Source organism: Chitinophaga agrisoli (assembly GCF_008386695.1).
Classification (GTDB): domain Bacteria; phylum Bacteroidota; class Bacteroidia; order Chitinophagales; family Chitinophagaceae; genus Chitinophaga; species Chitinophaga agrisoli.
Window position 1 is genome coordinate 1,045,843 of sequence record NZ_VUOC01000004.1, and the last position, 14,383, is coordinate 1,060,225.

The following is a 14,383-nucleotide window of genomic DNA, read 5'->3' on the forward strand; positions in this document are numbered from 1 at the left end:
CTTAGCCTTTGGTTTGTTTTTTGGGGGTGAACAGCAACTGCAAAAGGTTCATGACAATAGCAAAGGAGACTTTGAATAGTTGTGCCGTCTTCATCACGATCACATACCCAACCGTTACAAAAACCTGTGCCTTTGACATGGCATACAGCTTTTCCAGGTAGTATTTTACCTTGCCGGTGTTATTCTTGTACAATGCATAGTATACCGCGTATTTGCGGTAAAAAAGCATTTGATCCCGTTCACTGATATGCTGCATTAATAAGGGCAACTGCCTTTCCACTACGATCTTCTGTATATCCATCACTGCGCTGGCCATGGTACCGGTCAGGGATGCCGGATGGTAGCGGTAATAATAGAGCTCATGGTTATTTAAGTGATAGAACTTACTGTGCAGGCTGGCCCGCAGGAAAAAATCGTAGTCCTCTATCAGGAAGGTGGATACCGCATACCCTTTATTACGGGTATGCACCGCCGCCTTATACAGGAAACAGGCCCCGCAGCCATCCCACATGGCCACGCTGTCATTAATATCTTTAAAATGCCTGTAGCCGGTGATCTTGTCATCATTATCCACCTCATAATAATCCGCATACACCAGGTCAATATCCGGTTGTTGCTCCAATACCGCCACCATTTTGGCAATGGCATCCGGGGCATAATAATTATCGTCAGATGTCCAGGTGTAATAACGGCCGCTCGCCGCTGAAAACCCTATGTTCAGGGAGGCGGGTAAGCGCTGGTTAGTGGCGTTATTGATCACTTTTATGCGCGGGTCCCGTTGTGCATATTCTTTGATGATAGCGGGCGTTTCATCTGTAGAGCAATCATTCACAATGATCAGCTCTATATCACGAAAGGTCTGCGCCAGACAGCTATCCAGGGATTGTCTTATAAAACGGGCGCCATTATACGTAGGTAATATGATCGAAACAACAGGAGACATTACTTGACAGTTTGTAGTTGTTTAGCCAGGATGTTCATGATCAGCTCCGCGCTCTTCCCGTCGCCATAGGGGTTCTTGGCCTGCGCCATCTGCTGGTATAAGGATGCGTCTTCCAGCAGCGCCACCGTGCTGTCGATAATATCCTGCTGACGGGTCCCTACCAGTTTGGCGGTCCCCGCCTCAATACCCTCTGTTCTTTCCGTTACTTCCCGCATTACGAGCACGGGTTTACCCAGGGAAGGCGCTTCTTCCTGGATACCGCCGGAGTCCGTAAGCACCAGGTAACTCTGCTGCATGAGCCATATGAGATAAGGATATTCCAGCGGGTCTATCAGGTGTATATTGGGATGGTTGCCCAGTATGCGCCGTACCGGCTCCTGTACCTGTGGGTTTAAATGCACTGGGTATACGATCTGCACACTGTCCGCATATTTTTCTGCAATGGTCTTGATAGCCGTGCACATCTCTTCAAAAGGCTGTCCAAAGCTCTCGCGGCGATGACCGGTGAGCAGGATGATCTTTTTATCCGGCTGCAGGAAAGAGAAGTAGGCCGCATATTCCGGTTTATCCTTCATTTGCTCCAGCGCCAGGAATAGCGCATCTATTACCGTATTGCCGGTTACATATACCTGGGCGGTAATGTTCTCCTGCTGCAGGTTATGCTCCGCATTGGGGGTGGGCGCAAAATGAAAATCCGCAATGGCCCCTGCCAGTTTGCGGTTCATCTCCTCCGGAAAAGGTGAGTATTTATTGCCGCTGCGCAGGCCGGCCTCTATATGCGCTACTTTTATCTGTTTATAATAGGCTGCCAGCGCGCCGGTGAATGCAGAGGTAGTATCGCCCTGCACCACTACTACATCCGGCTGCTCCCGCTCCAGCAGAGCCTTCATTTTCTGCAGGCCATCTGCCGTGATATCAAATAAGGTCTGGTTAGGCTTCATCAAAGCCAGGTCTTCATCCGGCTGCACCTCAAAGAAGCTAAGCACCTGCGCCAGCATCTGCTTGTGCTGCCCGGTAACGCATACACGTGTTTGCCATATATCCGGATGTTTTTCACATTCCTTGATCAGCGGAATCATTTTAATAGCTTCCGGCCGGGTGCCAAATAAAAAGAGTACTTTCTTCAATGTAATTGCTTTTCCTTGTCTGATAATAGCCTATACCTGAGGTATTAATTAGTGCTCATATGCTCCCTTGTCAGATAATAGCTTGTACACGATGTATCAATTAATGCGCTTCTTTTTCTAATAAGATCTCCCATAGGGTTTTACCCGGCTGCGGATCATATTGGGCAATAGCTCTTTCATGCGCAGCCCTGCCCATTGCCTCCCAGTTATCCCGGGCCTGCCAGGCACGTTCCATTGCATTACCCAGCGAATCTACGGAGGTGGCCTCCGCTACAAATCCCTCCTTCCCTTCACTGATCCATTCTTTATGTCCGCCTATATCCGTTACCACAGCAGGCCTTGCGCACAGCATCGCTTCTACAATGGCCAGGGGCATGCCTTCTATCAGGGAGGGCATCAGCAGCAGCTGATTAACGGCCCATAAACCGCGTATATCGCTTACCCGGCCATGAAAGACCACTTTTTCCCGTATGCCGTAATAGTCGCACAGCCGTTCCAGGTAGGCCCTGTCAGATCCATCTCCATACAGGTTCAACTGCCAGTTGCGTTGTTTCCATTCCGGGCGGCCCAGTACTGCCAGCGCCAGGTCCTGGCCTTTATGCAGGGTGATGAGGTTACCCACCATCGCCATCTGTACGGTAGTATTGACAGGAAAAGGCAAAGGTGATTTTTCCTCCATATTTACCGGGTTGCGTATGACTTTTGCATTTTCCACGGTAGTGCATAAATGCCTTTGCGCGGTTTGCAGGTTACGGGCCGATACAAAGAACACGCGCTCCGCTTTCCGGTACGCCTGCCGTATCACCTCCGCTTCCTCGTCAGAGATAGGCCGGATCACCTCTTCATTGAGCTGCGTTATAATAAAAAAACGGGCTTTCCCCGTACGCATTTCCTGTAATAACCGCCTGTCCTTCGCAATGGAATAACAGGTGCCGCTGTATACAACGATGTCTGGCCCTGGTTTCAACACTTTACGGTAAGCGCCCAATAACCGGTGCTGTATATAGTAATAACCCAGTACCAGCACTCTTTTTACGATGCCGGTGCCGGGTGGCAGCGCCTTTTTACGGTAGCTTACCTGTAAACCTTTTTCCATCAGCCGCTGCAACTTGGGGTGTGGCTCGCCGGTGTCAAGCGCCGACAGATATACCTCATGCCCTTCTTTTAATGCTTCCGTTGCAGTAGCAGCCCAGAGTTCTTCACTTCCGCCCCATGGTGTGCGGGCCATTGTAATAATAGCAAGTCTTATATTTTTTCGCACAGTACGATGTTGTTCAGATAAAAGTCGTGCCTTTTTGGAAATACACGGTCCAGCAGCAACGCCACCAGGTTCATCCACGTATAGACCACGAACCGCAGGCCGCTGCGCACAACCGGGATCTTACGCACAAATGGCATCAGGTGCAGATGCACGTACATAATACGCATCTGCATAATGGCCAGCACAAAGCTGCTGGATTTCCGGGTCTCCACTACCCTGAACCCCTGTTTCTCCAACATATGCCTTAATGCAAACATGGTATAACGCGCAAAATCATTCGGCACTTCATGCTCACTGATCACAAAGGGGCAGGTGAATAGCAGTTTCGCTCCTTTCTTCATTACCCGGTGCACCTCTGCCAGGATCTCCTCCAGGTTAAAAATATGTTCAAATACTTCGCTGCTGAAAACTCCGTCAAAATGTTCATCGGGGAAAGGTAGCGTTTTACCATCGTAAAACACATCTATCGGCTCCCCGTCATGCGGGTGCCCTTCACTGTTGTAATCTACGCCTATATACTCATCCACATTAAACAGGCTCCGATAAGGTTTCGATCCACATCCCAGGTCCATCAGGCGTCCGCTGAACAGCGGGCTGAAATGACGGATCCCCTTTAATACCCCGTTCCGGGCAAGATAGTGCGGATAACGGACATCCGGATCAAATGCATAAGGGATCCTTTGTTCTTGCATAAAGACATGGTTTACCTGAGATTATGATTTGACGAAGACAGCAACAATATTTGTTCCAGCAATAAATGGCGATCCCACTTTTAACATTATCTTATACAGCGGGCGCGGTATAGCCGCCAGGACCTTGCCCCAGAGCGGGTTTCGCTGCAGATGGTAATCCCTTTGCACCTCATACCACTCGCGGTACTGCCCCCATTCATTGTGTAATCGCTCCACAAATAACTTGTCCAGGGTCATGTCAAAATGCTCAGGCAGGGTCTTGAAAACCGCTGGCGTCCATAATCCGGCGTGGTGTGGCGGCAGGTTCCGCAAATGCCAGCGGTCATGTTTATACATAAAAGGATTGCTGTTAGGCACCCCTATGATCAGCTTTCCGCCTTTCTTTAACGCCAGCAGGCACGATTGCAGGTAGTCCCTTACATCGTATATATGTTCGAGTACCTGGAACGTGCAAACCGCATCGTATTCGCCTACATGTTGTTGCGCATGATCCTGTATCATCTCACCGTCCAGCTGTAGTCCTTGCGCACGGCCTGTTTCAATCGCTTTTGGATTCAGCTCCAGCCCCCTTGCCGCAATCCCCTTCTCCTTTAATATCTTTAAAAAGAATCCATCTCCTGCGCCAACTTCCAGCACCCGGTCAGTTGACTTCAGCTGCTTTGCGGCAAACAGGTGCTCTGGCTTCCCTGTAGGGTAATAGTGCTCATCATCCCCCTGCAGATCTGCATAAAACTGCCCGTCGCCGAATACCGTATCCGGATAATAGAAGCGGTAACCGGTCTCCCCGCACTCATACAGGTCGATCGTAGGCGTATCTCTAAAGAAACGCTCCACGGATATGCCTTGCTGCCGGTATTCTTCCACGATCCTTTCAGTAGGGAACTGCGTGATGAGCGCCACCCGCTCGCCATGCGTTACAGGGCTCTTGATAGTCATAAGGTTGCTGTTGATTAAGAATCTATTATTAAACCAGTGAAGATATAAATTTATAATTAAACGCCCTCACTCTACCCGGCCCGCGCCGGTATAATACCGGGTCCAGTAAGCCTCATTCAGATCGCTGATCATCACCCCCGCACTGCTGGATGCATGTACAAAGCGGTCATGGTCCAGGTAAATGCCTACATGCGATACCCGCTTCTGGCCTATGCTAAAGAACACCAGGTCCCCTTCCTGCAGCTCGCTGCGTGACCGCAGTCTTTTGGCATGCTCATACATTTGCTGGGAGGTGCCGCTGAAACTCAACTGGAATACTACAGACATCAGCGTTGTAACAAAACCGGAACAATCAATCCCCTCCTTGTTTTTACCGCCCATACGGTAAGGCGTGCCCCACCAATCCTCTATAAAACCATATAAACGGTAATTGTTCACCTCTTCCACCGCTACATCCAGCATCTGAGCATATTTGAACTGCCAGGCCTGCGCTTTCTCCAGGTCCGTACTGGCGCCGGTAATGGTCAGACTAACAGGAGTAGTGGGATAACTGCGGGCTTTAGTGGACTTCAGGGAATTTAAAGACACCCGGCTCTTACTGGCTGGCTGGCTTACCGGCTTTTTAACGAGAGAACAGGAACTCAATCCCCACACACTCATAACGATAACAATACACCAGGTTCCTTTTCTTATACCCATAAAGCGTCGGTTAAAAATTTTCGCCAAGTTAATGATAAAATTGTAATATATGAATAAGTAGCTATTGGCAACCAGCGGTTACTGGCAGCGCTTCCGTATGATAGCCCCGGTGGCTCCCCTATGAATTATCAACATGAACCTTAAGCGATTGTGGAAAAGTAACCGGCTTGAAATAGGTATTACTTTTTTCAAGTCGTATTTTTGCGTTTAAGAGTTACACTTACGGACAGTCAAAAAGGCAAACAGGTAAATCAGATCATGCAATTCTCTCACTTACACGTACACACCCAATACTCACTGCTGGACGGTGCGGCAGACATAAAATCGTTGTATAAGAAAGCCATGGCAGATAATATGCCCGCCCTGGCCATTACAGACCACGGTAATATGTTTGGGGTATTCCAGTTTGTGGCAGAAGCATATAATAATAAGCTCAATCCCTCAGACCCAAAGGATAAACGCCTCAAAGTAAAGCCCATTGTGGGTTGCGAGTTCTACCTGGTAGAAAACCGCCACAAACGCGCATTTACCCGGGAAGAGAAGGATCTCCGCTACCACCAGGTACTTCTTGCCAAAAACGAGCAGGGTTACCGCAACCTTATTAAACTCTGCTCCCTGGGTTATATAGAGGGGTTGTATGGCAAATACCCCCGTATTGATAAGGAGCTCATCCTCCAGTACCATGAAGGGCTGATAGCTACCACCTGCTGCCTGGGCGCCTCCGTGCCCAAGACCATCCTCAAAAAAGGAGAAGAAGCAGGCGAAGAGGAATTCAAATGGTGGCTCAATATCTTTGGCGAGGACTTTTATGTAGAAATGCAGCGCCACGGCATCCCAGAGCAGGAGAAAGTGAACATATCGCTGCTGCGTTATGCAGAAAAACACAATGTAAAGATCATTGCGTCCAACGACTCCCACTACGTGGACCAGGAAGACGCCAACGCCCATGATATCCTCCTTTGTATCAACACCGGCGAAAAGAAAGCCACCCCCACCATCAAGGAGTTTACAGATGACGATGTAGCCATCAAGAACAGACGCTTTGCCTTCTATAACGACCAGTTCTATTTCAAGAAACAGGACGAGATGGCCAAACTGTTCCATGATCTGCCCATGGCCATTGACAATACCAATGAGATCGTGGACAAAGTAGAGCTGCTGGACCTGAAGAAGGATATCCTGCTGCCCAACTTCCCCATCCCCCCTGAGTTCTTTACGCAGGACCAGTACCTGCGCCACCTCACTTACGAAGGCGCCCGCTCCCGCTACCAGGAAATGACGCCCGAGATCGAGGAGCGCCTCAACTTTGAGCTGCAGGTAATTGAGAACATGGGATTCGCCGGTTACTTCCTTATCGTATCGGACTTTATCAAAGCCGGCCGCGATCTGGGCGTATTTATCGGCCCCGGCCGTGGCTCCGCCGCAGGCTCTGCAGTGGCCTTCTGTATTGGCATCACCAATATAGACCCCATCAAGTACAACCTCCTGTTCGAACGTTTCCTGAACCCGGAACGTAAGAGCATGCCCGATATTGATACGGACTTCGATGATGAAGGCCGTCAGAAAGTTATAGATTACGTAGTACAGAAATATGGCCGCAACCAGGTAGCGCAGATCATCACCTACGGTACCATGGCGGCCAAAATGAGTATAAAGGACGTGGCCCGTGTAATGGACCTGCCCCTGCCGGAAAGTAACGCCCTGGCCAAACTGGTGCCGGAAAAACCCGGTATTCAGCTGGACCGTATCTTCAACGCCCCCATAGACGGAGGAGAAAAAAGCCTGGCAGAAAAAGAAGGCCTGGGCGGCGAAGAGCTCGAGAACGTGAAGAAACTCCGCGAGCTGATCAAAGGGCAGGACCTGGCCGGCGAAGTACTGCGCGAGGCCTGTGTACTGGAAGGCTCCGTACGTAATACGGGTATCCACGCGGCAGGTATCATCATCGCCCCTAAAGACCTTTCAGAGCTCATTCCCGTGTCTACCGCGCGGGACTCTGACCTGCTGGTAACCCAGTTTGAAGGCAGCATTATCGAGAGCGCCGGCGTAATTAAGATGGACTTCCTGGGTCTCAAGACCCTTACCATCATCAAAGGCGCACTGGAACTGATCAAAAAGAACCACGGCATAGAGATCGACATAGACTACATCCCGCTGGACGATGCTAAAACATATGAACTGTACCAAAAGGCGGAGACCAACGGTACGTTCCAGTTCGAGTCGCCCGGCATGCAGAAATACCTCCGTGAGCTCAAACCTGACCGGTTCGATGACCTTATCGCCATGAACGCCCTGTACCGCCCGGGGCCGCTGGAGTACATCCCCACATTCATCCGCCGTAAACACGGCCTGGAACCGGTGATCTATGATATTGCGGAAATGGAGGAATACCTCAATGATACCTATGGTATCACGGTATACCAGGAACAGGTGATGCTGCTGAGCCAGAAACTGGCCGGCTTCTCCAAAGGGGATGCGGACGTACTCCGTAAAGCCATGGGTAAAAAGCAAAAGGCCGTACTGGACAAAATGAAATCCCAGTTCATGGATGGCTGCGCTAAAAACGGCCACGACGCCAAGGTGTGTGATAAGGTATGGACAGACTGGGAAGCTTTCGCCTCCTACGCCTTTAACAAATCCCACTCCACCTGCTATGCCTTTGTGGCCTACCAGACCGCTTATCTCAAAGCCCACTACCCGGCAGAATATATGGCGGCTGTACTGAACAACGCCAGCAACATTGAAAAGATCACCTTCTTTATGGAAGAGTGTAAACGCATGGGCCTGGATGTATTACCGCCAGATGTGAACGAGTCTTTCAAAGGTTTTGCGGTGAATAAGAAAGGGCAGGTCCGTTTTGGCCTGGCCGGTCTGAAAGGCGTGGGCGAAGCCGCCATCGAGAACCTGCTGGAAGAGCGCCAGGCCGGCGGCGCCTATACCAGCGTATTTGATATGATCAAACGCGTAAACCAACGCGCTGTAAATAAAAAATCATTGGAAGCCCTGGCCATGTCAGGCGCTTTTGACTGTTTCCCGGCCCTGCACCGCGCCCAGTACTTTAATAAAGTAGAGGGCGAAAATATGACCGGCCTGGATAAGATCGTGAAGTTCGGCCAGCAGGTATCTGCCGGCTCCCAATCCGTAGGCAGCCTTTTTGGCGTGGAAGAAATGCCCGATATAGAGCCGCCTAAGATCGCCCCTTGCGATCCATGGCCCCTGATCCTGAAGCTGAACAATGAGCGGGACGTAACCGGTATCTACATCTCCGGCCACCCGCTGGATGATTACCGTTTTGAAAGCCGGTATTACCATATGAACGCCGTATCTGAGCTGGTGGAATACCAGGCGGATATCTCCGCCCCCGGTGGCGGCGGCAAAGGCAAAGAGCGCAATTTCCGGCTGGCGGTATATGTGACCACCGCTATGGAGCGCATTTCCCGTAATAACCGCCAGTTTGGTATCATGGCCATAGAAGACTACAGCGGCAAATTCGAGTTTGCCCTGTGGAGCGAGGACTTTATCCGCTTTGCGCCTTATATGAAAGCAGGTCTTTGCCTGTACGTAAACGGCGGCTTTAAGCCCAAACGCTTTAACGAGGCAGAGTACGAGTTTAAGGTGAACAGCATGCAATTGCTGCAGGAAGTGAAGAAAACGCATACCAAACAGATCATCCTGGTGACCATGCCTAAATTCGTGACCCGCGAGGTGGTGGATTTCCTGGTAGATAACGCCGCCAAATACCCCGGCGCCAGCGAGCTGTATATGCAGCTTATTGACCGGGATAATGAGCTGGCGGTAAAGCTGCACACTTTTAACCGCCACCTGGAAATGAATGACGAGTTGGCACAGTTCCTGGCAAAACAACCGGATATTGACGTATATATAGAACCGGTCAGCAGATAGCGCGCTCCTCTAAGAGTTGTTGCAACAGCAATACCGGCATAGATACAATCGATAAGTGGGGTGTCAAAAATGCAGTAACTTGCGCCTTGGATTAGAAATTGCAGTATAGAAAAACGTGAATATGAAAACAACAGAGCGGTAAAGGAACCAAGAGTAAGGATCAAGAAACACCAGCTTCCTGTTTAGAGACATTGAATACCATAAACTTTAAATAACATATATATGGCTTTAGAATTCACTGATTCCAACTTCCAGACAGAAGTTTTAACGTCTGATAAATTGACTGTGGTCGATTTCTGGGCAGAGTGGTGTGGCCCTTGTCGCGCAATAGGTCCGGTTATCGAGGACCTGTCTAAAGATTATGCCGGTAAGGTAAATATTGGTAAAGTAAACGTGGACCAGAATCCGCAGTTGTCCATCAACTACGGTATCACCAGCATCCCTGCTATCCTGTTCATCAAAGGTGGCCAGGTAGTTGACAAACAGGTAGGTGCTGCTCCCCGTGCCCTCCTGGAAAAGAAAATACAGTCACACCTGTAATATACCAGATAAACGAATGTTAAAAGCCCCGGATGTATGTCCGGGGCTTTTTTATTGCCTGCATGGCTATGCCAGGACGAGTCATTTGTTACTTCTTAATTAGTTAGCCCCTGCCAGGGAGTAATTTTTTGTAACTTCCCTATCCCAAAAAATATCTCCATGCAAAATAATCTGTCTCAGCATTTTCAGGAAAAAGAATTACAGGATCTATTGGAGCATACCAGCAAGTCCATTCCAAAGGAACAGCTTCATCTGCCCGGCCCTGATTTTATGGAAAGGATCTTCCTGAACAGTAACCGCTCCCCGCAGGTGCTGCGTAACCTGGCCGCCCTTTTTCATCACGGCCGTTTATCGGGCACGGGTTATGCCTCCATCCTGCCGGTGGACCAGGATATTGAGCATAGCGCAGGCAGCGCCTTTGCGCCCAATCCCATCTATTTTGACCCGGAGAACATCCTTAAACTGGCCGTAGAAGGCGGCTGCAATGCCGTAGCCACCACCTTTGGCCACCTGGCCCTGTTTTCCCGCAACTACGCCCACAGGATCCCTTTTATCGTAAAGATCAATCATAATGAACTGCTCACCTACCCTAACAAATATGACCAGATCATGTTTGGTACGGTAAAGGATGCATGGAACCTGGGTGCGGCCGCAGTAGGCGCTACCATCTATTTTGGCAGCGAAGAATCAGACCGCCAGATCACGGAAGTGGCGCGGGCATTTGAAGAGGCCCACAGCCTGGGCATGGCCACTATCCTTTGGTGCTACACCCGTAATAAGGATTTTGTAAAAGATGGCAAGGACTATCACACGGCGGCAGACCTTACCGGCCAGGCTAACCATATAGGCGCAACTATCCAGGCAGACCTGGTGAAGCAGAAGCTGCCTACCCTTAATGGCGGTTTTACGGCCTTAAAGTTTGGTAAATCGCACCCGGCCATGTATGGTCAGCTTAGTACAGATCATCCCATTGATATGTGCCGTTACCAGGTGCTGAACGGGTATGCCGGCCGTATTGGCCTCATCAACTCCGGCGGCGAGTCCAAAGGGGAAAAAGACCTGACAGAAGCGCTGCGCTCTGCCATCATCAACAAACGCGCCGGCGGTACTGGTCTTATCCTGGGCCGTAAAGCGTTCCAGCGCCCTTTTAAAGAGGGTGTAGCCCTGTTACAGGCCGTACAGGATGTTTACCTGGATAAGAGCATTACGATCGCTTAAAGCGCTCTTACACGCAGTACAAATACTTCATTCAAATACACAGCCCTGCCAGCTAATAGATCTGGCAGGGCTGTTTTGCTTATAGTATCATTCCTTATGTCAATAAGTTGCCCCCCTTTGCATGAACCGTTATTGCTCCACCAGGGCCAGATAACGCTGGCATTGCGTTTCAAAGCTAAACTTAGGATCAGTAGCGATACCGGCCGCCTTTTCCCGCAGCAAGGCGGGGTTTGCGGCTAGTTTGTGCAACAATGCCACCAGTTCCGCCGCCTGGTAAAAGACGGCATGCCGGCGCAGATCCTCCCAGGAGGCAAAGGAATCTTCCATAAGCAACGGTATCCGGTAGCCAAAGGAGAGATTATAAGCCCCGGAAATACGGGTGGTATGGTATTCTGCAAACTTATCCACCCCCGGGTGTAAAAGCGGCAATATAGCGTCTGCCTGCCGCAGCCAGGCGTCAAATACCGGCTGTGGTACCAGCCCGGGCGCAAAAGTCACCAATTGATCCTGGAAGGGCAGCCTACCCAGCTGCATGGCCAGGTTGGAGTGCCTGAGCGTGGCTTGCTCCGGGTCATACCCGCCCAGGAAGATCAGCTTCATATTAGCAGGCAGCCCTTGTTTTTCAAGCTGATCCAGCAGCGCGGGATAGTCCCGGCGGCCCAGTTCAATACTGCCGGGTATGCATACCCAGCACTCGCCGGGCGCTTTTGGCGCTGGCCCCTCTCCTGCCGGTAAAGGCCCGGGCTGAGGGAAGAACGCGGGGTAAAAGCTGCGCACCGTTGCGCCTTTGGGCGGATGGATATGGGGCAGCTGGGCATCATTCAGCACAAAGAACTTTTTCATTTTCAGGCCGGTGAGCTTACGCAGGGTAAAACCCTTATTGAGCTTACGGGCATTGTGCACCAGGCCGGTAAGGCTTATTTTCCGGAACAGCAGCCCCAGGGCCAGCTCCCGGATGCCAGTGGCCTCTGTGGTGTTGATCACGGCCCGCTGTATCCCATGCTGACGCAGGTATGTTTTGATAGCGCGCACGGCCCGCATGCGGCTTTTAGAGGAGGCGTCTATATCATGCAGCTGATGGCCGGTTATCCCTTCCATCCGCTCCAGCAGCGGCCATAGGTGGCGGTTACAGATCACATGCACCTCATATTGCGCATGATGCAGGAAGCTGATCTGCGCATACAGGCATTCCGCATGCGATCCGCCCAGCTCTATGAGGGCCGCTTTCTTTTTGATAGTGGTGTTCATAGCAGGCAGCAAAGGTGGAGAAAATAATGTAAAAACTTTGTTTGTAGCAACAAGTAAACGTATTTTCCGTTTTATTTGCTCCTTATTTGAATAACTCTATCTGAATGATGTCTTTTCACTGGTATAACCTCCTGCGCGGCGGTATAGGCATGCTCTTCCTGGTGGCGGTATGTTTCCTGCTCAGCACCAACCGCAGGGCGGTAGACTGGAAGCTGGTAGGCATGGGCGTTTTTGCCCAGCTGATGTTCGCCATGGGCGTGCTTAATACCCGTATCGGCGATCAGCCGGTATTCTGGCTGGCTTTCGGCGTTATTATCCTTTACACGATCTATAACCGGTTAAAGAACATCCGGCAAAAGCCCCTGGAGGCAGATGCTCCGGGCATAGCCCTGGGTTTGGGCGTAGTGCTGGTGTTTTTCTTTGGCGTGATCCGCTGCACGCAATTCACCCTGCCAAATCTTTCTATAACCCTTAGCCTGGGCCTTATCTGGCTGCTCATCTGGTTATTGTACAAACGCGGTAAGATAGAGATCATTAAATGGTGTATCCTTACGGTTTGCCTGCTGCTAACGGTATCCGTATACACGAAATTATGTCCGCCGGATATCTTTAAGATCATCCTGGAAAAGGTATCCGCTTCTTTTGTAGACCTGATCAACCTGAGCCACAAAGGCACAGAGTTCATCTTTGGCAACCTGGCAGACGCCAGCGGTAGCTGGGCCTATATCTTTGCTGTACAGGTATTGCCGAATATCATCTTCTTTGCAGCTCTGTCCTCCATCCTTTATTACCTGGGCGTGCTGCAAAAGGTCGTATATGTATTTGCGTACCTGCTTAATAAGCTCAAGATCTCCGGTGCGGAAAGCCTTTCCACCGCAGCCAATATATTCCTGGGACAAACAGAGGCCCCACTGATGATACGCCCTTACCTGGAAGCCATGAACCGTTCAGAGATCCTCTGTATCATGGTGGGCGGTATGGCCAATACGGCCGGCAGCGTGCTGGCGGCCTATGTAGGTATGCTGGGCGGTACAGACCCGGTACAGCAGAACTTTTTTGCGTTGCACATGCTGAGCCAGTCCATCATGAGCGCGCCGGCCGCCATTGTGGTATCTAAATTATTATTCCCGCAAACCAATAATGAACAGGTATCCAAGGAGTTGAAGATACCCAAGGAAAAACTGGGCGATAATTTCCTGGACGCTTTATCCCTGGGCACTACAGATGGTCTTAAGCTGGCCGTGAACGTAGGCGCTATGCTGCTGGTATTCACCGCCATGATGTATGTAGCCAATGCCCTGATGGGATGGATAGGCAATATTACCGGTATTAACGGCCAGATAGCCACGCTGACCAGCGGCCGTTACCAGGAGCTATCGTTGCAGATGATACTGGGGTATGTATTTTCGCCGGTGGCCTGGCTGATCGGCGTGGCCCAGCAGGATATCATCTACATAGGGCAGCTCCTGGGGGAAAAGACCATCCTCAACGAATTCCTGGCCTATCAGACGCTGGGCAGCATGAAGGCGGCCAATGTGATCCAGGACCCTAAGTCCATCCTCATTGCCACCTATGCCCTTTCCGGTTTTGCCAACTTTGCTTCCATTGGTATACAGATTGGCGGTATCAGTCAGCTGGCGCCCAACCAACGCAGGAACCTGACGGAACTGGGCGTAAAATCGCTTATTGGGGGTACTATCGCCTGTTTAATGTGCGCCTGCATTGCGGGAGCGCTGATATAATAGCTATTAGCTTTTAGCGTTTAGTTGTTAGCGAAGCAGGCGGAAGTACAAGATGACCGCCTCAGACGCTAAACGCT

11 protein-coding genes are annotated in these 14,383 nt (G+C 50.6%); 4 read left to right on the plus strand and 7 right to left on the minus strand.

Annotated features, from left to right (window positions below; genetic code table 11):
- Position 1: 1 nt before the first annotated feature.
- The 6 genes from F0L74_RS23330 to F0L74_RS23355 form a co-directional block, all read right to left on the minus strand.
- A complete protein-coding gene (locus F0L74_RS23330) occupies positions 2-943 on the minus strand; it encodes a glycosyltransferase family 2 protein (RefSeq protein ID WP_149840322.1) in 942 nt (313 codons plus the stop codon).
- Positions 943-2,070, minus strand: coding sequence for a non-hydrolyzing UDP-N-acetylglucosamine 2-epimerase (wecB, locus tag F0L74_RS23335; protein WP_149840323.1), 1,128 nt, complete (start codon positions 2,068-2,070; stop codon positions 943-945). The genes F0L74_RS23330 and wecB overlap by 1 nt, the downstream gene beginning before the upstream one ends.
- 100 nt (positions 2,071-2,170) lie before the next feature.
- Positions 2,171-3,298 carry a glycosyltransferase family 4 protein gene (locus F0L74_RS23340; protein WP_149840324.1) on the minus strand — a complete coding sequence of 376 codons (1,128 nt, stop codon included), beginning with the start codon at positions 3,296-3,298 and terminating at the stop codon, positions 2,171-2,173.
- A 17-nt stretch (positions 3,299-3,315) separates the two neighbouring features.
- Complete coding sequence (locus tag F0L74_RS23345; RefSeq protein WP_149840325.1) at positions 3,316-4,023, minus strand: class I SAM-dependent methyltransferase; 708 nt, start codon at positions 4,021-4,023, stop codon at positions 3,316-3,318.
- Between the two features lie 21 nt (positions 4,024-4,044).
- The gene (locus F0L74_RS23350; RefSeq protein WP_149840326.1) at positions 4,045-4,959 is read right to left on the minus strand and encodes a class I SAM-dependent methyltransferase; all 915 of its coding nucleotides are present in this window, start codon (positions 4,957-4,959) and stop codon (positions 4,045-4,047) included.
- Positions 4,960-5,025: 66 nt separating this feature from the next.
- Positions 5,026-5,658: a C40 family peptidase gene (locus F0L74_RS23355; protein ID WP_149840327.1), complete on the minus strand. Its 633-nt coding sequence runs from the start codon at positions 5,656-5,658 to the stop codon at positions 5,026-5,028.
- A 201-nt stretch (positions 5,659-5,859) separates the two neighbouring features.
- Here F0L74_RS23355 and dnaE point away from each other — a divergent pair, with 201 nt between their 5' ends.
- The 3 genes from dnaE to F0L74_RS23370 all read left to right on the plus strand — a co-directional run bounded on the left by dnaE (position 5,860) and on the right by F0L74_RS23370 (position 11,316).
- Entirely contained in the window at positions 5,860-9,558 is a 3,699-nt protein-coding gene (dnaE, locus tag F0L74_RS23360) for a DNA polymerase III subunit alpha (protein ID WP_246197794.1), read from the plus strand.
- A gap of 216 nt (positions 9,559-9,774) precedes the next feature.
- Positions 9,775-10,098 carry a thioredoxin gene (gene trxA, locus F0L74_RS23365; protein WP_306462956.1) on the plus strand — a complete coding sequence of 108 codons (324 nt, stop codon included), beginning with the start codon at positions 9,775-9,777 and terminating at the stop codon, positions 10,096-10,098.
- A gap of 159 nt (positions 10,099-10,257) precedes the next feature.
- On the plus strand, positions 10,258-11,316 hold the full coding sequence (locus F0L74_RS23370; protein WP_149840329.1) for a class I fructose-bisphosphate aldolase: 1,059 nt from the start codon (positions 10,258-10,260) through the stop codon (positions 11,314-11,316).
- A 129-nt stretch (positions 11,317-11,445) separates the two neighbouring features.
- Here the strand turns inward: F0L74_RS23370 and F0L74_RS23375 are convergent, their stop codons facing one another.
- Complete coding sequence (locus F0L74_RS23375; RefSeq protein WP_149840330.1) at positions 11,446-12,564, minus strand: glycosyltransferase family protein; 1,119 nt, start codon at positions 12,562-12,564, stop codon at positions 11,446-11,448.
- 104 nt (positions 12,565-12,668) lie between these two features.
- Between F0L74_RS23375 and F0L74_RS23380 the strand changes: the two genes are divergently transcribed.
- Positions 12,669-14,306 (plus strand): NupC/NupG family nucleoside CNT transporter, encoded by a 1,638-nt coding sequence (locus F0L74_RS23380; RefSeq protein ID WP_149840331.1) that lies wholly within the window; start codon positions 12,669-12,671, stop codon positions 14,304-14,306.
- Positions 14,307-14,383: the final 77 nt, after the last annotated feature.

Bases quoted from the DNA above. Each gene is read 5' to 3' on its own strand.
- F0L74_RS23355 (WP_149840327.1), bottom strand. From the start codon at position 5,658: ATGGGTATAAGAAAAGGAACCTGGTGTATTGTTATCGTTATGAGTGTG.
- F0L74_RS23340 (WP_149840324.1), bottom strand. From the start codon at position 3,298: ATGGCCCGCACACCATGGGGCGGAAGTGAAGAACTCTGGGCTGCTACT.
- F0L74_RS23375 (WP_149840330.1), bottom strand. From the start codon at position 12,564: ATGAACACCACTATCAAAAAGAAAGCGGCCCTCATAGAGCTGGGCGGA.
- F0L74_RS23350 (WP_149840326.1), bottom strand. From the start codon at position 4,959: ATGACTATCAAGAGCCCTGTAACGCATGGCGAGCGGGTGGCGCTCATC.
- F0L74_RS23330 (WP_149840322.1), bottom strand. From the start codon at position 943: ATGTCTCCTGTTGTTTCGATCATATTACCTACGTATAATGGCGCCCGT.
- F0L74_RS23380 (WP_149840331.1), top strand. From the start codon at position 12,669: ATGATGTCTTTTCACTGGTATAACCTCCTGCGCGGCGGTATAGGCATG.
- F0L74_RS23345 (WP_149840325.1), bottom strand. From the start codon at position 4,023: ATGCAAGAACAAAGGATCCCTTATGCATTTGATCCGGATGTCCGTTAT.
- F0L74_RS23370 (WP_149840329.1), top strand. From the start codon at position 10,258: ATGCAAAATAATCTGTCTCAGCATTTTCAGGAAAAAGAATTACAGGAT.